We start from the raw sequence: 22,931 nt of genomic DNA, 5'->3' as shown, positions 1-22,931 counted from the left end.
GTCTCCTCCCGCTGCCCCCGCTCTGGAAAACATAGAAACTGATAGATGGTCAGGCAGTTCGGCTTCACAGATAGCGTTGGTGCAACTTGGAACGTCGTTTCCTGCCCAGGGAGGTCCTTGGCAAGTCACGCCTTTCTACCAGTGGGTGCTAGCGGAAAACACGATTGCCGACTTGGATTGCTGCCGTTGTGCTCGTTCGCTAGGCCCTTTGAAGCGACATAATCAAGCTGCCGCTGACTATTTCAGGACCACCTCGATTGGGGAATATCCAAGATGCCGGTTCGCTCTTTACTGATTTTGATACTGGCATCGATTGCGACGCCAGCCTTGGCCTTGCAACCGCAGGACACCCTGCGGGACTGGAGTGCCGCAACGGGCGCGGACCGTGACCGACTGCTGCAGCAGCTTGAGAAATCCAGCGAAGGAAGTGCTCCGCGCAAGGATGTGCTGTCCTGCCTCAATGACGCTGCGGGTATGAATGCCCATGCCGACTTGGCGATCAGCGATGTGTTCATGGCCTGCACGAAGCAGACACCGGAAGACTCGATCTGAGCGCCGGCCGTTCCCTTGCCTCGCTCCTGAATCAGAGAAGCGCTTCACGACGAAGAAGGGGACGGCTGTCGCGGCCGAGCGAACTGGATGCCGCCCATGAGGGCGAGCTGAAGTTATAGAGGTTTGGAACGATGCTCTCGCAAGTGGCTATCCTGGTGACGGCCCTCCTGTTCGGCGGGATGGTCCTGTACTCGTTCGGCTTTGCGTCGTTTCTGTTCAGCGCGCTGCCCGCCGACGCGGCAGGCCCCCTCCTGCGCCGCGCCTTCCCGCATTTCTACCTCTTCGTCATAGCGTGCGCCCTCGGCGGCGCGGCGCTGACAGCCACCATCGATATGGCATCGGCACTCATACTGGGACTTATCGCCGTCACGGCACTCCTCGCGCGCCAGATACTCATGCCGGCCATCAATGGGGCGACCGACATGGGCAATCGCGCTCGCTTCGGCATCCTTCATACCGGGTCAGTCCTAGTGACCCTGGCTCACATCGTCGGGTCTTCCGCAGTGATCCTGAGACTTTCCGCCTAGCCGCGTTCGATCAGCGGGACTTCCGCAACGCCCGGGGGCATGCCGACGAGATCTCGGGCTTCCAGGACCGCATGGTCGTCGAACCGAAGAGCGGCCGGTCAAGCGACCGCATGGCGCGTCCGCGGTTGATCGGGTCTTGTCGCGCAACCCGCCGTACAGGAAACGACCATGGCCCACGTCCTCGTCATCGGCGCCAGCAAGGGCATCGGCCTGGAGACCGTGAAAGCGTCCCTCGCGGCAGGACACCGCGTCCGTGCCTTCGCCCGTTCAGCCATGGCCATGACCCTGTCCGGCGCGGGCCTGGAGCGTTTCACGGGCGACGCGCTGAAGGCTGGAGATGTCGCCGCCGCCCTCGATGGGGTCGACGTCGTCGTCCAAGCGCTCGGGGTGCCGCTCAAGGACCTGCTCGGCCCGGTGACGCTGTTCTCGGACGCGACCAACGTGCTGGTGCCGGCCATGGAGAAGGCCGGGGTCAAACGCCTCCTAACCGTCACCGGCTTCGGCACGGGTGACAGCCGGGATTCTATCGGCCTGCTTCAGCGCGTCCCGTTCCGGCTCGTCTTCGGTCGCGCCTACGACGACAAGGATGCGCAGGAGATCCGCATCCGCAAGAGCGGTCTCGACTGGACGTTCGTTCGGCCAGGGGTTCTCACGCCCGGATCGGCGACCGGCCGCTACAAGGTTCTCGCCGAGCCCTCGTCGTGGCGGAACGGCCTGATCTCGCGCGCTGACGTCGCCCACTTCATCGTCGGACAGGTCGACCAGCCGACCTACGTGCGAAAGGCTGTCGTCCTGATCGGCTGATCGACCTGGGCCGGACTCACGCATCTCGAAATTCGTGACCCGTAGCGGATGCCGTTACGCGGTATGCGTTGCGCGCCGCGCCGAGGTCGAGGTCTGGGATGCGCCCGTACTCAGCGCGTTCCTGCCCACCTTCTTCGGTAGCCTCGCCATGTCGTGGATCTACGGCACCAGCGGCAAGGACGGCAGTGCGACCATCACGCCCTCGACCGATCCGGGCCTGCTGGGTGCGTACTTCCATTACGTCCACGCGGTGATCGTCGCGGGCATCATCGCGACGGCGATCGGCAACGGCCTCGTCATCGCTTATCCGGACGGACGCATGCCCCATTCCTGTGAGAAGGACGTTCGTAGAATTGTTTCCCGACGTGCTGGCATATCCGATGCCGAATGGCTTATTCGGCAGCCACGATCCTCATGCCCCTTGCCTGTCCTACGATGTACGGCCGATCACCGAGCGTAGCGGATCACCGGCGCCGCCATCCGGCAGAACGACATGGGTCTCGATGTTCGTGAACGCGGCATGCCGAAGGTAAAGTTCGATGAGTCGTGCTTGGTCATCGCCGCCGACCGCTTGCCAGATTGCAACCGCCTTGGTTGGAAAGCAGCGATTTGAGAAGGTGATGATCACGGGCGCTCCCGGCACGAGCACCCGGGCGACCTCACGCAGGACGGCGACGGGATCCTGCAGATACTGCACCCCTACGCATAGCAGGACGGCATCGATACTCGCGGTCTCGACCGGGAGGGCCGGGTCGCTGTTCAGGTCCTGGACGAAGGACTCCGTCAGGCGAGGATTGGCGGCGAGTTCACGGGTGTTCAGGCCATGGCCGATGACGGCGCCGTAGGCGACTTCCTGAGGCAGATGGCTGACCCAACTCGACATCAGGTCGACGATGCGCCCGCCGGGCGGCAGCACTTCGCGGTAGAGCTGCGTCACGGCCTCGATCGCCGCATCATCGATGTGCGTCACGAAGCGGGGCTGGGCGTAGAACAGAGCGTCCGGCGTTCGGTCCTGCTTGGCGAAAGCCTCGGGTGGTAGTTCGGGTAGGCTGGTCATCGCGATCCCCCTCATCGATCTCACCGCTCAACGCACGGGGGATCAACGATGAGACCGCGACCTAATCGACTACCCTGTCGAAGAGGGCGAATGTCTCTCCCTCAGCAGGGCATGCCCACGAAATCGTAGCCCCGGACCAAGCATGACGGCTTTATGGAGCGACTGAGCGGACCGCGGGCGCAAACCTGCTGGCCGACGTCAACCCGACTCTCGCTTGGGTTCGCCTCACACAGCGCATCCGTGTCCGTATCAACCTGGATGAGGTCCCGGACCGGACGAGGCTGGTCTCGGGGCGAACGGGGACTGTCTCCATCGACGAGCCCGATGAGACACGGACCTTCGGGCTGCTCGGGTTCTGGAACAAGCCGTCCTCGGTGGCCGGCCGGTCCTGTCGAACTCCCGGGAAATGCGTATCCGCCACATGGCATCGCATGGACCTTCGCCCGACCCGTCGTCCCGACGCCCGGTTCCGTGGCCGCCGCTACGAAATTCCTTCCGAACCGTCCTCGTGGCGCAATCGGCTGATCTTCCGGGCCGACGTGCCACACTTCATCGTCGGCGAGATCGGCGTGGGGGTCCGACGAGCGCAAGGCCGTCGTGCGGGTCTACCGAGGTCGGGGCTTGGCCCGTAGCGTGATGCGCGTCAGCTCGGACGACGGCCCCAGCCTGAGAGCGAAGCCCGGCCACAGCCCCGTGCCATTGTTGACGTAGAGCGTCATGCCGCCGACCGCGTAGGCACCAGAGACGAAGCCGTTGTTCCCCCGCGCAACCAGCCGGTCGAGGCCCCAGATCATCCCGCCGTGGGTATGCCCGGAAAGCTGGAGGGCCACGCCCTTCGCGGCCGCATTGCCCGCTTTCCTCGGCTGGTGATCCAGCAGGACGATGGGAGCGCCCGACGGTGCACCGGCCAGGGCCGCGCCGAGGTTGTGGGGCGGCTGGCCCGACTGCGAGGCCGACAGGTCGGTCACGCCGGCCAGCACCAGGGCATCGGCACCGCGGCGCAGGACCGTGTGCCGGTTTTCGAGAACGCCCATGCCGAGGCCGGCATAGTGGCGCATCCAAGCCGCGTATTCGAAGAAATACTCATGGTTGCCGGGGATCGCCCAGACCCCGTCGGGAGCTTGGAGAGCGCGCAGCGGTTCGACGTCGGCACGACGGGCGTCGAGGGACCCGTCGATCAAGTCGCCGGTGACCACGATCAGGTCGACGCCGAGTGCGTTGGATCGGGCCACCACCTCCCGCGCCCACCCCGCCGGAAAAAGGCGGCTGAGGTGCAGGTCCGTCAGCTGAAGAAGGGTGTAGCCGTCGAAGCCGGCCGGGAGGTCCTCGATCTCGACGGTGACGTCCTTGAGCGGTGGCACCCGCACGGCCTGCTGCACCGCCACCGCCGACAGGATCATCGCCAGCACTGCCTCGGCGTATCGCCACCCGGCGGGGATCGCCCAGTTGCCACCCGGCACGAGTCTGGACCCCAACGCTGCGACGTCGAGTGCCAACTGCATCGCCGCCACGAGGAAAATCGCCCCAAAGGCCCAGTTGAACAGTACCACCAGCACCCGCGGGAACTCGGGCGCGAAGACGGAGCCGGACGAGAGGCGGCTCCACAGGTGGTACTGCGAGGCGATCAACAGAAGGACCGCGATGGCCGCCTTCAGTGCGAACGGCCACGGCAGCGGCCACAGCACCCGGGTGATGACGTAAAGGCTGGGCAGACCGAAAATCAGGTGGAACATGCTGTCGTCTTGGTGTTGGCGGGTCCGCGGCCGAGCCGACCTCTGGATTGAAAGAGGCCCTATCATCCGTCGCCTTCGCGCGGGCGGGTCGATCCACCCCTAGGGCACCGCCAAGTGCTCCCGAGCACGCAAGCCATCGTGGTTGCCGGATTCCTACCGAGCCGGTAGCCATAGCAGGTTGCGCTATCCGCTATCGCTACCGCGTCGAAGTCGAGAATCCGCGCCGGTTTCCATTCGCCACCACGGATCGACGGCGGAACGTGCACCCGCCCCGACAAGCGCGCGCCAACCAAAATGTGCCTCGCCGACCAAGCGTGGCCGCGGTACGAAACCGTAGGAACGTGCTCTTCTTTTGTTCCAAGATTCGCGGAGGAGCAGCATGCAGGTCACCGCTGTCACCATCGGCTTTCCCATGCCGATCTCCCTTCTCGCCAAGGCCGTCCGGGCTGGCTTCCCGAGCCCGGCAGACGATTTTATCGAGGAGGAGATCGACCTCCAGCGCCTGCTCATCGTCAATCGCCCGGCCACCTTCCTGGTCCGGGTCGCCGGCGACAGCATGATCCTCACCCGCCTGTTCGATGGCGACCTCGCGGTCGTCGACCGGTCGCTCACCCCGCGCACCGGCGACATCGTCGTGGTGGACATCGACGGGGAGCGCTCCTTCAAGGTCTGGAAGCGTCAGGGGCCCCGGATCTCGCTGTACTTCGCCAACCCGCGCGTCCCCGAGTTCCAGCTCTCCCCCGACGCCGTCATCGAGGTCTGGGGCGTCGTCTCCGGTTCGGTCTGCGCAAAGCGCCGCTGCGAATGAGCGCCCGGGCCTACGCCCGCTCGGACGGCAATTCCTTCTATTGCTCGTGCGAGCGCGTGTTCGACGCCCGCCTGGCCAAGCTGCCGGTGATCGTACTGTCGAGCAACGACGGGTTCTGTAATCGGGCCTCCACCGTCAAGGGGCGCCGTGCTCCTGCACTTTTTTAAAAGTACGAACAGGGTGGAAAATCGTCAGGCCGCGTCGGAAGAAATGACTTACGCAAGCGGACGCAGGTTCATTGCCATCATCGTGGACAGTCGGATGGCTGTCCTGGCGCCTTGGCAAAGTCGCTTCCGAGGCGGATGGTCTGCGGTGCACTACATCAGGACCGGTCCATCGCCTGCTAAAGCCTTCAAGCACGCCAGTTTGCAGGCGCGGTTCGGCGATCCCCGTCAAACAATCGGCCGCCGTGCGGGGCCAATTCGCTCTCCGCCAAAGCGATCACGGGATCCGGCTGACCGGCCTCGAAAAGCGCTCGAAACGCGGTATCGAAGCGATCCCCGAGTGCTTGGTTATTCTTCGCTAGCAGCCGCGGCACCCACTTTCCTACGCCGCTCCACTGGCCTCGGCCCCGTAACGCCAGCTCGGCCATCTTGGGATAGAGCATGATGCCGATGGCCTGACGCTCGGGCACGTTCCGTTCCCCTCGCAGATCGTCCACTGCATCCGTGATCTCGTACCGAAACACATCCAGCTCGGCCTGCGTCAACGCCGGTGGGCCAGCTCTCAACCTTATTGAGACGGATTCTCGGAGCGTTTCGGCCCGATCAAGGGCTCTACCGATGGCATGACCTTCAGCGATCATGTTGAGGATCGAGGGACGGCCCCGCGCTGCGTCATCGTTGATGAACCAAGCCAGCGTACCGGGATCGTGAATGAAGGCTTCCACCGGTACGCCTTTGAAGGTGAAGGACTCGCGGCGCGCGGCCTCCAGTGCGTCGAAGACGATGACGAGATCGATGTCGGACAGGTTCGTGCCCTCGCCTCGCATGATCGACCCGGCGACAAAGGCGAAGCAGGCGCCCGGATATCGCTCGCGTACTATGGCTCCAGCAATCGTCAGGGCTTCAGAAGGCGAGGGGCGCAGGGGAACGCTCATGCCCTGGTTTATGTCCGCTTTCGAGCAGGCGACAATATCCCTGGAGCGGCCGCAGGGGGTCGAGAGCTGATATTCCCCGGTCGCGCTGGGCGCGCGCTTGGCGGTTGAGCCACTGCACACTCTGATCTCGTACCCACGGGGCTCTTGGCTTCTGTCCGTGGTCGGCTCGCGGGCCGCCACATGATCGCGTTCCGATGAGAGGCGAGCCTATATGCGACAGCGGACTTGGCCCGGCGGCCAGCACACCCGTCATTCCGGCTTCATCTCTCGCCCGTCCCCGTGAGGACGACCCAACGAGGCCAGGCGCGCCCAGCCCCGATCTCTATGAACCGTAAAATGCCTACGCGGCGGCGGCCGCCGGAGCCTTGAGCGCGCTGAAGCGGAACGTGGTGCCGTCCACCCAAATCCGGTGCATCACCACCGCCATCTTGCGCGCCAGTGCAACCGTTGCGCGCTTGTTACCCTGGCGCTGCGCCACCTTTGTTGCCCACGCCTTCAGCCCGGACCATTTCTTCACCCGGTGCAGCATGACGTGTGCTGCCTCGAATAGCGCCGCCCGCGCCTCGGTCTCGCCGGTCTTGGTGCTACGCCCGTTGCGGTCCACCTCCCCAGACCGGTGTTTGCGCGGCACCAAGCCGAGGATCGCGCCGACCGAGCGCGACTTGGCGAATCGGGCCGGGTCCTCGATGGCAGCGATGAACGTCAGGCCGACCACGGCTCCGACGCCCGGCACCGTCATCGGCCTCCGGCAGACCGCATGCTCGCGGGCGATCTCCAGCACCATGCGGTTGAGTCGGTCGAGCGAGAGCAGCATCGCCGCGTGCGCCTGCAACAGTACGTCGAGGATGTTTCAGTCGTCGATGAAGTCGACGTCCGGCCCGATGCACTTCCGCAGATTGTCGAGTCGCGGCTCGACGCAGGCGACCAGAACTCAGCCGGCGGTAGTGCTCTCACGCGTCAAGGACCAGTCGCCTAGGCTCTGGTGATGATCTGCGACGCGACGTCGTCGGAGATCGAGGGAGCCTAGGCATAGCCGTGTGCTTCGGGCGCGCTTCGGTGCGCACCCCTCAAGCAATCATCCCCACCCTTGGCACGCATAAGCAGCTTTCGCTGCCCGATCTCGGACGCCGAGAGACTTTCGCCATAGTCTCGACGCAAAAGCCGAGCTTGCCAGTCGCGCTGGGCCTTGCCACTCTCAGCTTGGCAGTACGCACGATCGGAGGGTTCGCTCTTCGGGCAGCAGGGCATGGGAAGTCCGGTATCATGATCATGGATGGTGCGAAGGCCGATGTCGGCGCGAGCGACGCGATCGCTCCGCTCGGGCGCCGGACGCGGATGCTCGACCGCCGGTCGTTCCTGGCCGGCTCGGCCGCTGGATTGAGCGCATTGGGGCTCGCCGGTTGCGCGACGTCCGACGGCCTGATCCTCGCCGAGGCGGCGAAGGTCTACGGGCCGATGCCGGACGAGAAATTCCCGATCCCGGCAACCGATATCAGCAAAGTCGATCCGAAATATTATCGCCGGACAGTCCGTTACGAGACCAAGGAAGCGCCTGGCACGATCATCGTCGATCCCGGCAACTTCTACGTCTACCGTGTTGAAGGCGATGGGGCCGCCACCCGTTACGGCGCCAATGTCGGCCGCGATGGATTCTTGTGGAGCGGTGACGCCTATGTCGGTCGCAAGTCCGAATGGGCGACCTGGACCCCGCCCAAGGAAATGATCCGGCGTCAGCCCGAGGCCGCTAAATACGCCCGTGGCATGCCCGGCGGCCTCGACAACCCGCTCGGCGCCCGTACCCTGCACCTCTACCAGAACGGCGCCTATACGCTCTACACGATCTACGCCAGCAGCGAGCCGGACACGATCGGCACCGGCATCACGAGTGGCTGTGTCGGCCTGCTGAGCCAGGACATGATCCACTTGTATTCGCGAACACCCGTCAAAACGAAGGTGGTCATCCTGCCCGCCTAAGTAAAAGCCGCAGGATTGCTTGGGCGGAGGAAGCCAATTTCCTGCTCGGGAGCGATTCTCCCTTAACGCATGCCCTATGGCGCTCAGCTTCGCTTCGATGCGAGATGCCCTACGGTTGCGCTACGCCCAGTTCGTCTAGCTCGCGGCGCAGGCGGGCCTCATCGACCAGTTGCGCGTATCGCCTGCGCCTGGGAAAGGACCCGCTGTGCTATCGCCCACGCAGGAAGAAGAACCACACCAGGATGATGACCGGGATCGGAATCCCGATAAGCCACAATAGTCCGCCAGTCAGCATAACGTGTTCTCCTTGAACTAACCCAACAAACCGGCGTCGTTGAGAAACGTTCCGAAAGATGTTGAGCCGAGGAGGCTCCATCGCCCGTCGCCGCGGCGCCTACGCCAAGGTTCGAAATCTTGTCCCGTGCGAATTGAAGCAGACGGCGAGCCGGACGACGCCAGGATAGAGAGCGAATGCGCCCCTGAGACTCAGTTCCGGGGAGGCGTTGAGCAGCCTGCGTCGCACCCCAATCCGCCGAACCCGGCGAAGCCCCGCTTCAAAAAGCGGGCGCCTCACTCGCTTCGCCCGTCCGTGAAGACCGGTCAATCAGAATTCAGTGGCGCGCATCATCGGTGCATAAGAAAAACACCGCGAATAGAGGCCATTATATTTGTAAATAAAGTGAAGAGCCTGCGCGTCACTGCACAAAGTCCTGCAGCTTCACCTTACAACGCCTTGATGTCCAATGGCGGGGCCATAGCGTCCGATCCTCGTCGACCGGGACGGATGCGCGCACGTCCACATGCCGGAGCTTGGCAACGATCTCTTCGGCGGGATGCGTCTTCCGTCCCATGACAACATCCTCCACATGGCTCAGAGCCATATCTCGGGGAGGACCACTTTGCATGGGGCAGGCCACCGGAAACATGACGACGTTCGATCCTGTTTGTTTTGCCGCCTATATTACTTGAGTGTTACTGTAAGATCACATGCGCTGAGTGGATGTAGTGTGACGGGATTATAACATAAACTTCAGCGCGGACTTCGCTAGGACCTCACCGACAGCCGTTGGTAACGGCGGGAGGGCTGAGCCATGGACCTGAAGCAAAGTGTCTCGATCGCCGCCATCATGGCCGCGATGTACGGATCGACGGCGGCCCTGGGGCAGACCGTGAATACGGTGCCGTCCAACGTCAACGTTCTCAACCTGCTGTCGCCGTTCCTGCAGTTGAACGCCACGGCCGTCGGGCGTGCGACGCTGCAAGGCAACCTGGATCAGGCGGTCGCCACCAATAACGGATCGACCCCGGCGCAGCGCGCGCTGGCGATCAGCGACAAGGCGCTGCCGGGAAACACCCCGTTCCTCGGCTCGATCACCCGGGCCGACGGCTCGGTGGTCGCGCTCGGCCCCGGCGACAACCTCGCCGGCGGGTTGCCGTTGCAGGCGGTCCAGAACGTGGCGGGTGGTGCACGGGGGACGATCAATCCGATCCAGGCGGTGGGCGGCTATGGTGTCGTCCTCGGCGCCAATTATCAGACCGGGATCAGGGCCAGTACCGCGACCACCGGCCCGCTCGCCAAGACCTTCGACCTGTTGAACCGGGCCTACACCTTCACGAGTTCGGACCTTGGTGTCGCGAAGAACTACTTCGCCAATGGCGCGGCGACCAACCCGTCGACGACGCCTGTCGGCTACGTCGCTGTCCCGGCCGTCGCGCCGGCCGGCTACACCCTGCCGACGTTCAACGGCCTGCCCAACACCACCAACAGCGTCCTCGATCTGGCGGCCGGCGTGTCGAACACCCAGCCCGGCCAGGACGTCTACGGGAGCTCGCGCCCCGTGCAGGCGGTTGCGAACCGTATCAACGTGTTCGATCCGACCGCGTTGAGCGGTCTGGCGACGAACCCGTCCTTCCCGAGCGGCCACACCAATTACGGCTTCACCGATTCGATCCTGCTCGGGATGCTGACGCCGTCGCTGTTCCAGAGCATGCTGGCGCGGGGCGCCGAGTACGGCAACAGCCGTATCGTGCTCGGCGTGCATTACCCGCTGGACATCATCGCGAGCCGCGCTTTCGCCGCCTATGACCTGGCCCAGGCCTTTACCAACCCGCTCTACATGAACAACGCGGCCACCACCGGCGGGTCGGCCACGGGCGTCGGCGCTGCGATCAACCTGCCGAGCCTGTTCACGCAGGCCCGAGCCGAGCTATCGGGCTACCTGTCGGCGCAGTGCGGCGCCGCCGTCGCCACCTGTGCGACCAGCGCCGCCAACACCGCGAACGATCCCTACGTTCCGTCCGCGGCCAACCAGGCCCTGTACCAGCAGCGCCTGACCTACAATCTGCCGATCCTCACCTTCGCGCAGGCGCCGCGTGAAGCCGCGGCCGTCGGCGGTCCGGATGCGTCCATCCTTCTCGCCACCGTCTTTGGCGGCAGCACCGCCGCAGCGGCGACCATCGCTCCGAATGGCGGCCTCTACGGCAGCCTTCAGACCAGCACGATCAACCAGATCCTCGTCAACACCGAGACCAATGCACTCGCGGCCTTCTACGGCACGGCGTTGAGCTACTGGTCGCGTATCGATCTCTATTCGGCCGCCGGCTACTTCCAGAACGTCATCGGCACGCTGCGGCTCGACACGGCCGATCGGGTCACCACCGACGTCACCATCGGCGATACCGGCGCTCTCTACGCCAACGGCACGATCACCGGCCTGGTCACGGTGGGGTCGGGCGGCCTCCTCGGCGGCAACGGGACCGTGGGCGGCATCGCCGCGCTGGGCGGAGGCACCGTGGCGCCAGGCAACTCGATCGGCACGTTGACCGTGGCTGGCAATGTGGCGTTCGCTCCGGGATCGACCTACCAGGTCGAGGCCAATGCGGCCGGGCAGTCCGACAGGATCGCGGCCTCGGGCAGCGCAACGCTGAACGGCGGCACCGTTCAGGTGCTGGCGGCGGCGGGCAATTATGACCCGCGCACCCAGTACGCGATCCTGAACGCCACCGGTGGCGTCACCGGCCAGTTCGCCGGCGTGACAGCGAACTTCGCGTTCCTGACCCCGACGCTGCGCTACCAGCCGAGCGAGGTCGACCTCACCTTGACCCGCAATGACATCGCGTTCTCGACGATTGCGCAGACCCGCAACCAAGCCGCCTTGGCCGATGCGATCCAGGCCGGCGGGGCAGGCAGCGGCGTCTATGCCCGGACGGTGGGGCTGACGACCCCCGAGGCGCAGGGTGCCTTCCAGGCACTGTCGGGGGATATCCATGCCTCGTCGGTCGGGGCCGAGTTCGAGACCGCGTTCTTCGTGCGCGAGGCGATCCTCGATCGGATGCGCTGGGGCACGACGCCGGGCGCTTTCGAGGGCACCAGCTACGGCAGCCTGCCGGCGACCTACACGGCCGATCTGCCGGGTCGGGCGGCCCCCATCGTCGAGGTTCCGATGCGGGTGATGGACCCACGGGTGTTCGGAGTCTGGGGCCAGGGTTTCGGCAGCTTCGGGCAAGCCCGCTCGAACGGGAACGCAGCCAGCCTGTCGCGTCAGACCAGCGGCTTCGTGCTCGGTGCCGATGCCCGGCTCGAGACCGGGTTCCGCTTCGGCGTCGCCGGCGGCTACACGATCACTCAGCTCGACACGAGCGGCGGCCTGCAATCGGGCACGATCGAGAGCGGGTTCGGGGGCGTCTACGGCGGCTACGAGGTCGGCCCGGTTTCGCTGCGCCTCGGCGCTGTCTATGCCGATAACGCGACCCGCTTGCGCCGGGCCGTGAGCTTTGCCGGCGTCACCGAGAGTGAATCCGCGCGCACCGGTGGCTCGACCGTCCAGGGCTTTGGCGAACTCGGCTACCGATTCGCATTCGGTGCCGCGGCGCCGGCCCTGATCACCAAGGGCAATGCACCGCTCACCGCCACCTCGCTGTCCTACATCGAGCCCTTCGTCGGGGCGGCCTATGTCAGCATCGGGCACGACCGCTTCACCGAAACCGGCGGGATCGCCGCGCTCACCGGTCTGGCGCGGGACTACGATATCGGCACCTCGACGGTGGGCGTGCGGGCGCAGACGAGCCTCGATCTGGGCTTCGGCGTCCCGGTCTCGGTCCACGGCCTCGTCGGGTACCGCCGGGCCTACGGCGATGTCGTGCCGAAGGCGCTTCTGGCCTTCGGCACCGGCCCGAGCTTCCTCTCGGCGGGGCTCCCGATCGATCGCAACGCTTTGGTCGCCGAGGCGGGTCTCGACGTCCTCGTGGCACGGAATGCCACGCTGGGCGTCGCTTACACCGGCCAAATCGGCGAAAGGGCGCAGGACCACGCGGTCAAGGGCAACTTCACCTACCGGTTCTGAACGTCTTCCGGTCACCTGATCGGCCTGCCCGATGCGGTGACCGGGTTTCGATGGTGGTGCATCGCCGATTGCATGGCGATGGTTGAGTGAGCGGGCGGCGATGAGCCGCCCGTTTCAAATGGCCGGACGAGGACCGCCGGCGCATGACGCTCCACCGGCCTGATGCCGCCGGGCTCGGTGCGAGGTCGCGAATCGACCCACTGGGCGGACCTCCATCCCCTGTCCCGCGACGGTTTCATCCGAGCCCGGACTTCGTCCTCACCGCGTCGTGCGCGTGAGGCTGATCCATCTAGCGACGCTATTCCTCAGCGTTGGGCCACCGCGACCAGGGCGGTCGAGGGAATTGCCAACGTCGGTCGATCCCCAGCCATCCGTCGCGCCTCGGCCACCACCGCCGCCTTATCCGCGTCAGTCAGGCTGGTCCAATCCGGCGACATGCCGAACACGGAATCCGGGTCGGCGAGTGCCTCGACGGTGAGTTGATAATCGTGGACGACCGGCTCGATCTGCGGATCCCGATATCCTGCCGTGACGAGTTCACGCGCGAAATCCTGCGGTTCGCTGAGCGCTTTCACGCCCTCGGGCATCGTCACACTCTGGCGATCGGGGAACAGCGTACGGCGTATCCGACCAAGCAGCAGGAAGGTCGCCGCGCCTTCGTCCCTCCAGGTCGCAACCACACCGTAGCCGCCGATGCAGGTCACCCGTGCCATCTCGGCCAATCCCTTGCGCCAGTCGGGGAACATGATGACGCCGAAGATGGAAAAGACCGCATCGAAGCTGGCATCGGGCAGGGTGAGTGCCTGGCCGTCCATCACCCGAGCGTCGATGTTCGCAAGCCCCGCCGCCGCGATGCGGGCCACCATCCCGGGCGAGAAATCGGTGGCGACCACCTGCGCGCCGGTTCGCGCTGCCGCGCGGGCGAGAGCACCGGCACCGGCCGCGACGTCGAGAACGCGGCTGCGGGACGTGAGCGCGACGCGCGCGAGCGCCGCCTCCGCGTAGCGCGCCGTGAAAGGATGGGCAGTCTGCTCGTAATGCCGGGCGACGGTGTCCCACCGATCCGGGTTTTCGAATTCTCGCATTCTCGACGCTTCCCTTATCACGCAACATGAGAAGTATCGTGATAGGGCGCCTTTGCCAACTGGGGCTCGCATGCGAAAGGTCGGGGCGTGCGTATCGACAGCCGCCTCTCACGAATGCTGCACGTGCTGCTCCACATGGCGCGGCACGATGGTCCGATGACCTCCGAAGCGATCGCGCGGATGCTCGGCACCAATCCGGTGGTGGTCCGTCGCACGATGGCGGGGCTGCGCGATGCCGGTTACGTGCGCTCCGAGAAGGGCCATGGCGGCGGCTGGACGATCGCCGCAGACTTGGAAACCGTCTCGCTGCTCGATGTTCACCGCGCGGTCGGTGGCCCACGCCTGTTCGCGATCGGCAACGAACACGTGAACCCAGGGTGTGCCGTCGAGAAAGTCGTCAACGCGGCGGTGGAAGACGCGCTGCGGGAGGCCGAGGCGCTGCTGATCGCTCGGCTGGGGATCGTCAGTCTCGCCGCGCTGGCCCGAAGCTTCGATGCGCGCTGTACTGAAGCCCGGGAAGCAAGCGCCGGCGTTTAAGCGCGCGCAAGACCCGATCGACCCACCGGATTGCGTGGACAGCGGGCAATCCGGACCCGGTCTTACGCCGCGCCGAGATAGGCCGCTTCCAGATCCTTGTCCGCGGCCAGTTCGGCGGCTGAACCCTCGGTGACGACACGACCCTGCTCCAGCACGTAGCCCCGGTCGGCCACCGTCAGCGCGAGGGCCGCCATCTGGTCGACGATCAGGATGGTGGTGCCGCGATCGCGCAAGTCTGCGACCACGGCGTAGAGGGCATTGATCATGGCGGGTGCGAGGCCCAGCGACGGCTCGTCGAGGAGGAGGATGCGCGGGCGGGCCATCATCCCCCGGGCGATGGCGAGCATCTGCTGCTCGCCCCCGGACAGGAGCCCGGCCCGGCTCGTCGCGCGGTCGCGCAGGCGGGGGAAGCGGGTCAGGAGCGCTTCGATCTCGGCGGGATCGATGGCCGCGCGGCGGCCATGGGCCCCGAGCCGGATGTTCTCGACGACGGTGAGTTCCGGAAACACTTGCCGGCCCTCCGGCACCAGGGCGAGGCCGAGGCGGGCGATCCGGTGCGCCGGCAAAGCGGCCACGGCCCGGTCTTCCAGCACGATCCCGCCCTGCACCGGACGCAGCAGACCGGCGAGCGCCCGCATGGCGGTGGATTTGCCGGCGCCGTTGGCCCCTAGGAGCGCCACGGTCTCGCCGGGGCGGACCTCCAGGGAGACGCCCTCGAGCACCGGGGCGGCGCCGTAGCCGGCGGTGAGGCCGTGGGCGGAGAGCACCGCGTCGGCGGGCCCGGACCACGGAGTTTCGCGCGGCCGGGCCGGCGTGTCGGCGGCCCCGAGATAGGCGCGAACCACCGCCGGATCGTGCCGGACGGCGGCCGGGGCACCGCTGGCGATGGGGCGGCCGGCATCCATGACGAGGATGTGGTCGGAGACGCCCATCACCAGGGGCATGTCGTGCTCGACGAGAACGACGGCGACGCCGCAGGCCGCGATCCGGCGCAGAAGACCCCCGAGGCGGTCGGTATCGGCGCGGGTGAGGCCGGCGGCCGGCTCGTCGAGGAGGAGCACCCGGGGCCGTCCGGCGAGCGCCCGCGCGATCTCGACCAGGCGCCGGTCGACATGGGGAAGTTCGTCGGCCCGCCGGTCGAGGGCGCCGGTGTATCCGGTGAAGGCCAGGAGGGCGGCGGCCTTGGCTCGATCGTCGCGGCCGGCCCGCCTCCAGAGCTGGCCGGGGGCGAAGGCCAGAACCACGTTGTCGAGGACGCCGAGCGAGCCGAACAGCCGCGTGGTCTGGTAGGTGCGGGCGAGGCCGGCCCGGGCGATGGTCTGCGCCGGGGCACCGGTCAGGTCCCGTGTGCCGAGACGGATCGCGCCGGAACTCGGGCGGTAGAAGCCCGAGACCATGTTGAGCACCGTGGTCTTGCCGGCCCCGTTCGGGCCGATGACGCTGGTGACGGCGCCGGGCTTCGCCGTGAACGAAACGTCCTCGGCCGCGCGGATGCCGCCGAACTGGATGCCGATGGCCTCCACCACCAGCGGCTCGCCCGGCCGGTCGCCGAGAAAGCCGGCTAGGTCGGCCTCCCCCGTCGCGTGGCCCTCGGTGCGACGGGGCCAAGTCTCCGTTCGACGGGGAACAAGGCGCGCGAGACTGCCGACGAGGCCGGCCGGGACGAGCCAGAGCACCACGAGGGTGGCGAGGCCGAAGAACAGCAGCCGGTACTCGGCCAGGCCCGACAGGAGCTCGGGCAGGAGCACGGTGACGAGGGCGCCGAACAGCGGGCCGAGGACGGTGCCGGCCCCGCCGACGACCACGGCGAGGACGAACAGGATCGACTGCGAGAACGGGAACGAGCTCGGCGCGATGAACAGCATCAGGGGCGGAAGCACGGCCCCGGCAAGACCCGTCAGGGCCGCCGAGATGGCGAATGCCAGGGTCTTCACCCGCACGGGATCGAAGCCGAGGGAGGCCGCCGCCACGTCGGCGTCGCGCACGGCGCGCATGGCCCGGCCGAGGCGGCTGAGCGCAAGGCGGTGGAAACCGTAGAGGGCGGCCCCGGCCCCGAGCACGGCCAGGATCGCGAGTTCGCGCTCGGCGAAGGGCACGCCGAACAGGGCCGGGCCGCCGGTCACCACGAGGCCGTTCTGGCCGCCGGTGAGGGATCCGCCTTCGATCAGGGCGTGCTCGACGATGAAGCCGAACGCGATGGTGACCATGGCGAGGTACGGCCCCTTCACCCGCATGGCCGGCACCGCCAGCACGATGCCGACGAGGGCCGAGAGCCCGGCCGCCGCCGGAAGGGCCAGCCAGAAATCGACGCCCGCGCCGGTGAGGATCGCGCTCGCATAGGCGCCGATGGCGTAGAAGCCGGCATGGCCGAACGAGATCAGTCCGGTCAGGCCGAGCAGCACGTTGAGGCCCACCCCCGCAACCGTGGTGAGGGCCACCAGCGCGATCACGAAGTTGCCGTAGCCGCTGGAGCCGGCGACGAGACCGAGGCCGATCGCGGTGAGGGCCGCGATGGCGAGGGGCATCGCCGGCGCTCCGTTCAGAGGGCGCATGCCGTCAGACCTTGTTGACGGCACGGCGGCCGAACAGGCCGTCCGGCCTGAGCGCCAGCGCCAGGATGATCACCGAAAACACGATGAGCTGGGTGTAGGCCGAGCCGAGCGTCGCCGTGACCCCGGCCTCCAGAAGCCCGTAGAGCAGTCCCGCCACCACCACCCCGGTGGCCGAGCCGATGCCGCCGAGGATCGCCACCGCGAAGGCCTTGATCCCGAACAGGGCGCCCATCTCGGCCGAGACCGAGAACAGGGGCGCGATGAGGAGGCCGGCCACGCCCGCGAGCACCGCCGACAGGGCGAAGGCGCAGGCCACGGTCCGACGCACGTCGATGCCCATGAGGCGGGCCGCATCCGCGTTCTGGGCGACGGCCAGGAGCACCCGCCCGAGATCGGTGCGACGGAACACCATGCGGATGGCGAGGGCGACCGCCACGCCGATCACCGGGATCACGAGCTGGAGCGGGTAGATCCCGGTGCCGAAGACCTGCACCGGCGACACGGCCAGCACCGAGGGCAGGCTCCGCGGCTCCTTGCCGAAGGTGAACTGCATCGTGTTGTCGAGGATGATGCCCCCGGCCACGGTGGCCAGCAGCCACGCATCCGAGCCACGCTCGACGAACGGCCACACCAGCAGGCGCTCCACCACCACGCCGAAGAGGGCGCAGCCGGCGAGCGCGGCCACGACCGCGAGCGGCATCGGCCAGCCGAGGGTGACCCCGAGCCAGTAGCCGAGGACGGCGCCCAGCGTCACCACCGAGCCCTGCGCGAAGTTGACCGTGCCCGACACCGCGTAGGTGATGTGGAAGCCGAGCGCGATCAGCCCGTACATGGAGCCGAGGCCGAGGCCCGTGACGAGGGTGCTGGTCAGCATCCGGCGGGCTTCAGTTCGTCACGGCGACGATCTCGCCGTTCTGGAAGCGGGTGAAGACGTAGTCCTTCGGGCCGAGGGCGTCGTGCCGGCCGGGGGCGAAGGGCGTGTCGTAGGTCTTGATCAGGCCCGGATAGGTCGCGATCTTGTAGAAGCCGTCGCGCACCTCCGGCCCCTTGGTGGACTTGGCCGCCGTGATGGCGAGCGCGAGCAGGTGGGTCGCATCGTAGGCGTTGGCGATCCCGACCGCCGGGGTCACGTCGGCCATGGACTTGATCGCCGGATACTTCTTCTTCAGGGCGTCGAGAACGGCCAGGGCCTTCGGCGAGGTGTTGCCCGCGAAGGTGAAGGTCTGGATGAAGTGGACCTTACCGGCATTCGGGCCGGCGAGTTCGTCGAAGCGCCCGCCGGCCGGGCCCCAATGCGAGACCACGGGCACGGTCCAGCCCATGCGGTCGAGCGATTTCACCACCTGGGCCGAAGGTCCGACATTGCCCACCAGAAACAGGGTGTCGGCGCCGGCCTCCTTCAGGCGGGTGAGCTGGGGTACCATGTCGACGTCGGCGGCCTCGTACTTCTCGATGCCGGCGCTCGGCAGATCGGCCGCCTTGAGGGCCGCGACGAGACCCTGCTGGTTCGACTCGCCCCAGGCGTTGTTGACGAGGATCATGCCGGGCTTCTTGGCTCCGTGGGTCTTGACCGCGTAGGCGACCAGGGCCTCGTCGACGAGGGCATCCACCGCCGAGACGCGGAAGGCGTAGTTGTCCGCCGCGCCGTTACGGGTGATGCCGGTGCCGGCGGCCCAGGGGCCGAGGAACGGCACCTTCATCTGGTTGGCGATCGGCACCACCGCCATGGAGACGGGCGTGTCGAGCCCGCCCACCAGGGCGACGACGCCCACGCGCTGGATCAGCTCGCGCGCCGCGAGCACGCCCTTCGACGGATTGGCCTCGTCGTCCCGCGACACGAGTTCGAGGGGCTGGCCGAGGACGCCGCCGGCCGCGTTGATCTCGTCGATGGCCAGGCCGATGCCGCGCGAGATCGCCTCGCCGGATTTCGCGGATTGCCCGCTGAGTGCGGTAACGAGGCCGATGCGGATCGGCTCCGCGGCCCGGGCGAGGGACACGCTGGAAACGCCCAGCAGCAAGGCCGCGCCGAAGGCCACACGACGGGTCAGGGGCGGGCTGGTGCGGCTGCGCATGGCGGGAGGTCTCCGGCGGAATGTCCCGGATCACCGCAACCGCCGTGCCATCCGCCAAGGCACTGGAAAGCCTCGATCAATTCGAGCTCATGCACACCCGATGCCTCAAACTTGGTCAAAGTGCATACACTTATTGCATACACTTTGACGGAGGGGTCGCCGGGTTGGTGGTGGGGATGGCGATCGTCAGATCGCGGGTTGAGCGCGGTCGGCTTGGGCGTTCGAGTGACAGTTTTCGACAGTGAGCCGGCGCTGGAAAGGTCCGAGTCCGGGCTACTTGGTCAAATCGAGAGTACGATCGGTTTGGGTGATTGAACGAACCCGCTCGCGCGGGATGGGTGGCAGCTTCGAGGTTTTCGGATTGAGACGAGCGCCCTGCACTGATTGAGCGTCGCCCGGCCTGGGCGGACGATCGTGGCTCCCTTCATCCGAGTGGAGCCATCCCATGACCATCCTTGCCGTTCCCGCCGCTGCCGTCGGCTCGCTGCGTCAGCGCCTGACCGACGACATGACCCTGCGTCGGTTCTCCCGTGAGACGCAGCGCAACTACATCCGCGATGTCGGGCGTCTGGCGACGTTCCTGCGGCGCTCGCCCGACACGGCGACCGTCGACGACCTGCGCCGTTTCCAGATCGCGCAGCAGGAGGTCGGCCTCGGGGTGCCGACGATGAATGCCATCGTCTCGGCCCTGCGGTTCTTCTTCGTCCATACGATCGAGCGGCCCGACCTCGCTCGCAGGCTGGTCCGCCTCAACCATCCGCGCCCGCTGCCCGACGTCCTGAGCGCCGACGAGGTGCGCCGGCTGCTCGGCGCCACGGTCTGCCTCAAGCATCTGGCGGCCCTGTCGGTGGCCTACGGCGCGGGACTGCGGGTGGCCGAGGTCGCGGCGCTCAAGGTCGGCGATGTCGACTCGACGCGCATGCTCCTGCGGGTCGAGCGCGGCAAAGGCGGCCGCGACCGCAACGCGATGCTGTCCGCCGATCTCTTGGGTCTCCTGCGGCGCTGGTGGACCGAGGGACACCGGCAGGGCGTCCTGCATCGCGAGGGCTGGCTGTTTCCCGGACAGGACTGGGCACGGCCGATCAGCACGCGCCAGCTTCACCGCATCGTGGTGGAGGCGGCCTGGTCGGCTGAGATTCCCAAGCGTGTCGGTCCCCATACCCTGCGCCACTCCTTCGCCACCCACCTCTTGGAGGACGGCGTCGATATCCGCGTCATCCAGGTCCTGCTGGGACACGCCCGGCTCGACACGACGGCGCTCTACGCCAAGGTCGCCACGCGGACGGTGCGGGCCGTGACGAGCCCGCTCGACAAGCTCGCCCTGTTCCACATGGACGGCCCGGCACCGGGTTGAGGCGATGCGCGCCGCGATCGAGCTGGCCGACGTCTTCCGCGCCGCCGGTCCCGCCTATCGCGCCGATGGGGCCGGGCACCTGAACCTGGCCGCGCTCAAGGTGATGGCGGCGGTCGAGCAGTGCCGTACGGCCAGCCTCGGCGGGCATGTCGAGGGCTGCGACGCGTGCGACCACCTGCGCGTCGCCTACAACTCCTGCCGCAACCGGCACTGCCCACGCTGTCAGGGCGCGGCGGCGCGCGACTGGCTCGCCGAGCGCGAGGCCGACCTTCTCCCGGTCGGCTACTTCCACGTCGTCTTCACCCTCCCCGCCGAGATCGCCACCATCGCCTTCCAGAACAAGGCCGCCGTCTACGACCTGCTGTTCCGGGCAGCGAGCGCGACCATGACGCGGATCGCCGCCGACCCGAAGCACCTCGGTGCCCGCATCGGCCTCACCGCCGTGCTCCACACCTGGGGCTCGGCCATGACCCACCATCCCCATCTCCACATGATCGTGCCCGGCGGCGGCCTCTCGCCGGACGGGACCCGATGGGTCGCGTCGCGCCCTGCCTTCCTCCTGCCGGTGCGGGTGCTGGGCATGCTGTTCCGCCGCCTGTTCCTCGAAGGGCTCGCTGCCCTCCACGAGGCCGGGACGCTCGCCTTCTTCGGCACCCTGGCCCCACTCTCCGACGCCAAAGCCTTCGTCCGCGCGCTCGCCCCGGTGCGCAGGAAGCGCTGGGTCGTCTACGCCAAGCCGCCCTTCGCCGGACCGAAGGCCGTGCTCGCTTATCTGTCGCGCTACACCCACCGCGTCGCCATCTCCAGCCGGCGCATCCTCGCCTTCGACGGGAAAAACGTCAGCTTCCGCGTCAAGGACTATCGGCGCGCCGAAGCCGGGCAGGCGCGGGTCATGACCCTGTCCGCCACGGAGTTCATCCGGCGCTTCCTCCTCCATGTCCTGCCGCGCGGCTTCCACCGCATTCGGCACTACGGCTTTCTCGCCGGCTCGAACCGGAAGGACGCTCTGGCCCACATCCGCACGATCCTCGGCACACCGGCCCCGCCGCGATCCACCGACCCTGAACCGGACACCCGAGACGCTGCGACCGACGTTCGACCGCCTTGCCCCCGCTGCGGCGGTCCCATGAGAACCGTCGGCTCCTTCGCAGGCTGGTACCAGCCGCGCGGGCCGCCGTTCAGCCCCGCGCCCAACCGGGCGTGTACGCCATGACCCGGCATGGCCTGGCACCACCACACATCCGAGGAGGCGCACCTCGGGGCACGCCTCTCCGCGTGCCGAACGCCAGAATGGTCTTCACAAACGCTGTCGCCCGACCCTGTCGCGCTCCGCCAAACGCCGGAGACCGAGCAATCCGGGAGCGCTCAGGCACCCAGGCGCTGGTCATCACGCGCCTTCCGTCCCTCGATGGGGACGACAGTCTGCCAAAATCCCCATAACTCCGCGCCCGCCATCCCGCGGGTTCGTTCTTCCACGACTTTCGTACGCCTGACGGCGCCCGAAACTCTTCAGGATTTTCTGACCAACCGCTTCCGGGGGGATTACTGTCAAAGCAGACGTTGAATGACAGCGTTTGTCCTGTCCCGACCGTGCACAGACCTCGTGTGAAACATCGCGATCGACGGGAGCCGAGACAGTCGAACACCGTCGATGCGGCGATGCGCGACGGGGTCGTCGCCGACCCGCAGGGATCACAGCCGAACCGGTCGGGGCATCCTCGATCGCCGGATCATCCGTTCTGAAGCGGGTCGCCCACGATGCTGGCCGACCCATCTGTCCGAGCCCTTCGACGCCGATGTTCCTTGGCCGTCACCAACGATATCGCAGTGTCGCGAGAATCGTCTGCCTGTTCCCGTAGAAGCATCCGGTGGCGGCAATGCACGTCGTGACGTAGGTCTTGTCGAAGAGGTTCGTCGCGTTGAGTGCGAGATCGACACCCTTGAGCGTGGGATAGCGATACCCGAAATCGTATCGCAGGGCCGCGTCGACGAGCGTGACCACGGGAGTCCGGTAGAGGTTGGCGTTGTCGCCGACCGAAACGCCGATGTAGCGCACCCCCGCGCCCAGGCCGAGGCCCGCCCAGTCGCCGGTTCGGATCGTATAATCGAGCCACGCGGAGGCTTGCTGGCGTGGCACGAAGGGCAGTTCGTTCCCGACGATGCCGACCCCTGCGGCGTTGGCGTTCGCCTTGGTGAAGCGGCTGTTCATGGCCGCATAGGAGGCGACGATGTCGAGGCTGTCGGTCAGGCTCGCCTTGGCCTCGAGTTCCAGCCCGCGAACCCGGGCTTCGCCGGCCTGGGTGTTGAAGCGGAAGTCCAACGCATCGGGCGTCAGCACGTTCTGCTGCTTCAGGTCGAAGACCGTTCCGGTGAACAGCAGGTGAGGTGGTGCTGGAAATCTGGACAGGAGGCTAAGCTATCCCCGACGTGAGGG

18 protein-coding genes and 2 pseudogenes are annotated in these 22,931 nt (G+C 67.0%); 11 read left to right on the top strand and 9 right to left on the bottom strand.

What is annotated here, in order from left to right:
* Nucleotides 1–273: 273 nt before the first annotated feature.
* The 4 genes from G3T14_RS20065 to G3T14_RS20050 all read left to right on the top strand — a co-directional run bounded on the left by G3T14_RS20065 (nucleotide 274) and on the right by G3T14_RS20050 (nucleotide 2,343).
* The gene (locus G3T14_RS20065) at nucleotides 274–552 is read left to right on the top strand and encodes a hypothetical protein (protein ID WP_163644312.1); all 279 of its coding nucleotides are present in this window, start codon (nucleotides 274–276) and stop codon (nucleotides 550–552) included.
* Nucleotides 553–683: 131 nt separating this feature from the next.
* The gene (locus tag G3T14_RS20060; protein ID WP_163644311.1) at nucleotides 684–1,079 is read left to right on the top strand and encodes a DUF4149 domain-containing protein; all 396 of its coding nucleotides are present in this window, start codon (nucleotides 684–686) and stop codon (nucleotides 1,077–1,079) included.
* A 168-nt stretch (nucleotides 1,080–1,247) separates the two neighbouring features.
* On the top strand, nucleotides 1,248–1,883 hold the full coding sequence (locus tag G3T14_RS20055) for an NAD(P)H-binding protein (protein ID WP_163644310.1): 636 nt from the start codon (nucleotides 1,248–1,250) through the stop codon (nucleotides 1,881–1,883).
* A 34-nt stretch (nucleotides 1,884–1,917) separates the two neighbouring features.
* Nucleotides 1,918–2,343 carry a low temperature requirement protein A gene (locus tag G3T14_RS20050; protein WP_348645310.1) on the top strand — a complete coding sequence of 142 codons (426 nt, stop codon included), beginning with the start codon at nucleotides 1,918–1,920 and terminating at the stop codon, nucleotides 2,341–2,343.
* Here the strand turns inward: G3T14_RS20050 and G3T14_RS20045 are convergent.
* Complete coding sequence (locus G3T14_RS20045; protein WP_163644309.1) at nucleotides 2,314–2,940, bottom strand: methyltransferase domain-containing protein; 627 nt, start codon at nucleotides 2,938–2,940, stop codon at nucleotides 2,314–2,316. The two genes, G3T14_RS20050 and G3T14_RS20045, sit on opposite strands and share 30 nt — an antisense overlap.
* 164 nt (nucleotides 2,941–3,104) lie before the next feature.
* Between G3T14_RS20045 and G3T14_RS25125 the strand changes: the two are divergent.
* Nucleotides 3,105–3,257 (top strand): annotated as a pseudogene (locus tag G3T14_RS25125) (efflux transporter periplasmic adaptor subunit); the annotation flags it as partial.
* A gap of 288 nt (nucleotides 3,258–3,545) precedes the next feature.
* On the opposite strand, the gene G3T14_RS20040 reads toward G3T14_RS25125, so the two are convergent.
* Nucleotides 3,546–4,673 carry a metallophosphoesterase gene (locus G3T14_RS20040; RefSeq protein ID WP_163644308.1) on the bottom strand — a complete coding sequence of 376 codons (1,128 nt, stop codon included), beginning with the start codon at nucleotides 4,671–4,673 and terminating at the stop codon, nucleotides 3,546–3,548.
* A 379-nt stretch (nucleotides 4,674–5,052) separates the two neighbouring features.
* Between G3T14_RS20040 and umuD the strand changes: the two genes are divergently transcribed.
* The gene (gene umuD / locus G3T14_RS20035; protein ID WP_163644307.1) at nucleotides 5,053–5,481 is read left to right on the top strand and encodes a translesion error-prone DNA polymerase V autoproteolytic subunit; all 429 of its coding nucleotides are present in this window, start codon (nucleotides 5,053–5,055) and stop codon (nucleotides 5,479–5,481) included.
* A 352-nt stretch (nucleotides 5,482–5,833) separates the two neighbouring features.
* Here umuD and G3T14_RS20030 read toward each other — a convergent pair whose 3' ends face one another.
* Both G3T14_RS20030 and G3T14_RS20025 read right to left on the bottom strand, forming a co-directional pair.
* Entirely contained in the window at nucleotides 5,834–6,580 is a 747-nt protein-coding gene (locus G3T14_RS20030) for a nucleotidyltransferase domain-containing protein (RefSeq protein ID WP_163644306.1), read from the bottom strand.
* Between the two features lie 340 nt (nucleotides 6,581–6,920).
* Nucleotides 6,921–7,427 (bottom strand): annotated as a pseudogene (locus G3T14_RS20025) (transposase); the annotation flags it as partial.
* Between the two features lie 416 nt (nucleotides 7,428–7,843).
* Here G3T14_RS20025 and G3T14_RS20020 point away from each other — a divergent pair.
* Nucleotides 7,844–8,554: a L,D-transpeptidase gene (locus tag G3T14_RS20020; protein WP_163644305.1), complete on the top strand. Its 711-nt coding sequence runs from the start codon at nucleotides 7,844–7,846 to the stop codon at nucleotides 8,552–8,554.
* 1,091 nt (nucleotides 8,555–9,645) lie between these two features.
* Nucleotides 9,646–12,897, top strand: a complete 3,252-nt coding sequence (locus tag G3T14_RS20015; RefSeq protein WP_163644304.1) for an autotransporter domain-containing protein — start codon at nucleotides 9,646–9,648, stop codon at nucleotides 12,895–12,897.
* 305 nt (nucleotides 12,898–13,202) lie between these two features.
* On the opposite strand, the gene G3T14_RS20010 is transcribed toward G3T14_RS20015, so the two are convergent.
* Complete coding sequence (locus G3T14_RS20010; RefSeq protein WP_163644303.1) at nucleotides 13,203–13,982, bottom strand: class I SAM-dependent methyltransferase; 780 nt, start codon at nucleotides 13,980–13,982, stop codon at nucleotides 13,203–13,205.
* 87 nt (nucleotides 13,983–14,069) lie between these two features.
* Between G3T14_RS20010 and G3T14_RS20005 the strand changes: the two genes are divergently transcribed.
* Nucleotides 14,070–14,519: an Rrf2 family transcriptional regulator gene (locus tag G3T14_RS20005; RefSeq protein WP_163644302.1), complete on the top strand. Its 450-nt coding sequence runs from the start codon at nucleotides 14,070–14,072 to the stop codon at nucleotides 14,517–14,519.
* 62 nt (nucleotides 14,520–14,581) lie between these two features.
* Here G3T14_RS20005 and G3T14_RS20000 read toward each other — a convergent pair whose 3' ends face one another.
* From G3T14_RS20000 to G3T14_RS19990, 3 genes are read right to left on the bottom strand one after another with little or no spacing between them, the layout of a single operon-like run.
* Nucleotides 14,582–17,071: a branched-chain amino acid ABC transporter ATP-binding protein/permease gene (locus tag G3T14_RS20000; RefSeq protein ID WP_163644301.1), complete on the bottom strand. Its 2,490-nt coding sequence runs from the start codon at nucleotides 17,069–17,071 to the stop codon at nucleotides 14,582–14,584.
* 4 nt (nucleotides 17,072–17,075) lie between these two features.
* The gene (locus tag G3T14_RS19995; protein ID WP_163644300.1) at nucleotides 17,076–17,945 is read right to left on the bottom strand and encodes a branched-chain amino acid ABC transporter permease; all 870 of its coding nucleotides are present in this window, start codon (nucleotides 17,943–17,945) and stop codon (nucleotides 17,076–17,078) included.
* Between the two features lie 10 nt (nucleotides 17,946–17,955).
* Nucleotides 17,956–19,143 carry an ABC transporter substrate-binding protein gene (locus tag G3T14_RS19990; RefSeq protein WP_163644299.1) on the bottom strand — a complete coding sequence of 396 codons (1,188 nt, stop codon included), beginning with the start codon at nucleotides 19,141–19,143 and terminating at the stop codon, nucleotides 17,956–17,958.
* Between the two features lie 445 nt (nucleotides 19,144–19,588).
* Between G3T14_RS19990 and G3T14_RS19985 the strand changes: the two genes are divergently transcribed.
* Complete coding sequence (locus G3T14_RS19985; protein WP_163644298.1) at nucleotides 19,589–20,497, top strand: tyrosine-type recombinase/integrase; 909 nt, start codon at nucleotides 19,589–19,591, stop codon at nucleotides 20,495–20,497.
* 4 nt (nucleotides 20,498–20,501) lie between these two features.
* Nucleotides 20,502–21,710 (top strand): IS91 family transposase, encoded by a 1,209-nt coding sequence (locus tag G3T14_RS19980; protein ID WP_163644297.1) that lies wholly within the window; start codon nucleotides 20,502–20,504, stop codon nucleotides 21,708–21,710.
* A 597-nt stretch (nucleotides 21,711–22,307) separates the two neighbouring features.
* On the opposite strand, the gene G3T14_RS19975 is transcribed toward G3T14_RS19980, so the two are convergent.
* Nucleotides 22,308–22,874, bottom strand: a complete 567-nt coding sequence (locus G3T14_RS19975; RefSeq protein WP_281409833.1) for a TonB-dependent receptor — start codon at nucleotides 22,872–22,874, stop codon at nucleotides 22,308–22,310.
* Nucleotides 22,875–22,931 lie beyond the last annotated feature (57 nt).

The sequence above is a fragment of the Methylobacterium sp. BTF04 genome, assembly GCF_010692745.1.
In the GTDB taxonomy this organism is placed as follows: Bacteria; Pseudomonadota; Alphaproteobacteria; order Rhizobiales; family Beijerinckiaceae; genus Methylobacterium.
The sequence above is the reverse complement of the archived record's forward strand: the minus strand, read 5'-3'. Positions and strand labels throughout refer to the sequence as shown.

What these genes read in the sequence shown, in the direction of transcription:
- G3T14_RS20010 (WP_163644303.1), bottom strand. Translation starts at nt 13,982, where the DNA reads ATGCGAGAATTCGAAAACCCGGATCGGTGGGACACCGTCGCCCGGCAT.
- G3T14_RS19985 (WP_163644298.1), top strand. Translation starts at nt 19,589, where the DNA reads ATGACCATCCTTGCCGTTCCCGCCGCTGCCGTCGGCTCGCTGCGTCAG.
- G3T14_RS20040 (WP_163644308.1), bottom strand. Translation starts at nt 4,673, where the DNA reads ATGTTCCACCTGATTTTCGGTCTGCCCAGCCTTTACGTCATCACCCGG.
- G3T14_RS20055 (WP_163644310.1), top strand. Translation starts at nt 1,248, where the DNA reads ATGGCCCACGTCCTCGTCATCGGCGCCAGCAAGGGCATCGGCCTGGAG.
- G3T14_RS20060 (WP_163644311.1), top strand. Translation starts at nt 684, where the DNA reads ATGCTCTCGCAAGTGGCTATCCTGGTGACGGCCCTCCTGTTCGGCGGG.
- umuD (WP_163644307.1), top strand. Translation starts at nt 5,053, where the DNA reads ATGCAGGTCACCGCTGTCACCATCGGCTTTCCCATGCCGATCTCCCTT.
- G3T14_RS19990 (WP_163644299.1), bottom strand. Translation starts at nt 19,143, where the DNA reads ATGCGCAGCCGCACCAGCCCGCCCCTGACCCGTCGTGTGGCCTTCGGC.
- G3T14_RS20030 (WP_163644306.1), bottom strand. Translation starts at nt 6,580, where the DNA reads ATGAGCGTTCCCCTGCGCCCCTCGCCTTCTGAAGCCCTGACGATTGCT.
- G3T14_RS19995 (WP_163644300.1), bottom strand. Translation starts at nt 17,945, where the DNA reads ATGCTGACCAGCACCCTCGTCACGGGCCTCGGCCTCGGCTCCATGTAC.
- G3T14_RS20045 (WP_163644309.1), bottom strand. Translation starts at nt 2,940, where the DNA reads ATGACCAGCCTACCCGAACTACCACCCGAGGCTTTCGCCAAGCAGGAC.
- G3T14_RS20000 (WP_163644301.1), bottom strand. Translation starts at nt 17,071, where the DNA reads ATGCGCCCTCTGAACGGAGCGCCGGCGATGCCCCTCGCCATCGCGGCC.
- G3T14_RS20065 (WP_163644312.1), top strand. Translation starts at nt 274, where the DNA reads ATGCCGGTTCGCTCTTTACTGATTTTGATACTGGCATCGATTGCGACG.
- G3T14_RS20020 (WP_163644305.1), top strand. Translation starts at nt 7,844, where the DNA reads ATGATCATGGATGGTGCGAAGGCCGATGTCGGCGCGAGCGACGCGATC.
- G3T14_RS20015 (WP_163644304.1), top strand. Translation starts at nt 9,646, where the DNA reads ATGGACCTGAAGCAAAGTGTCTCGATCGCCGCCATCATGGCCGCGATG.
- G3T14_RS19980 (WP_163644297.1), top strand. Translation starts at nt 20,502, where the DNA reads ATGCGCGCCGCGATCGAGCTGGCCGACGTCTTCCGCGCCGCCGGTCCC.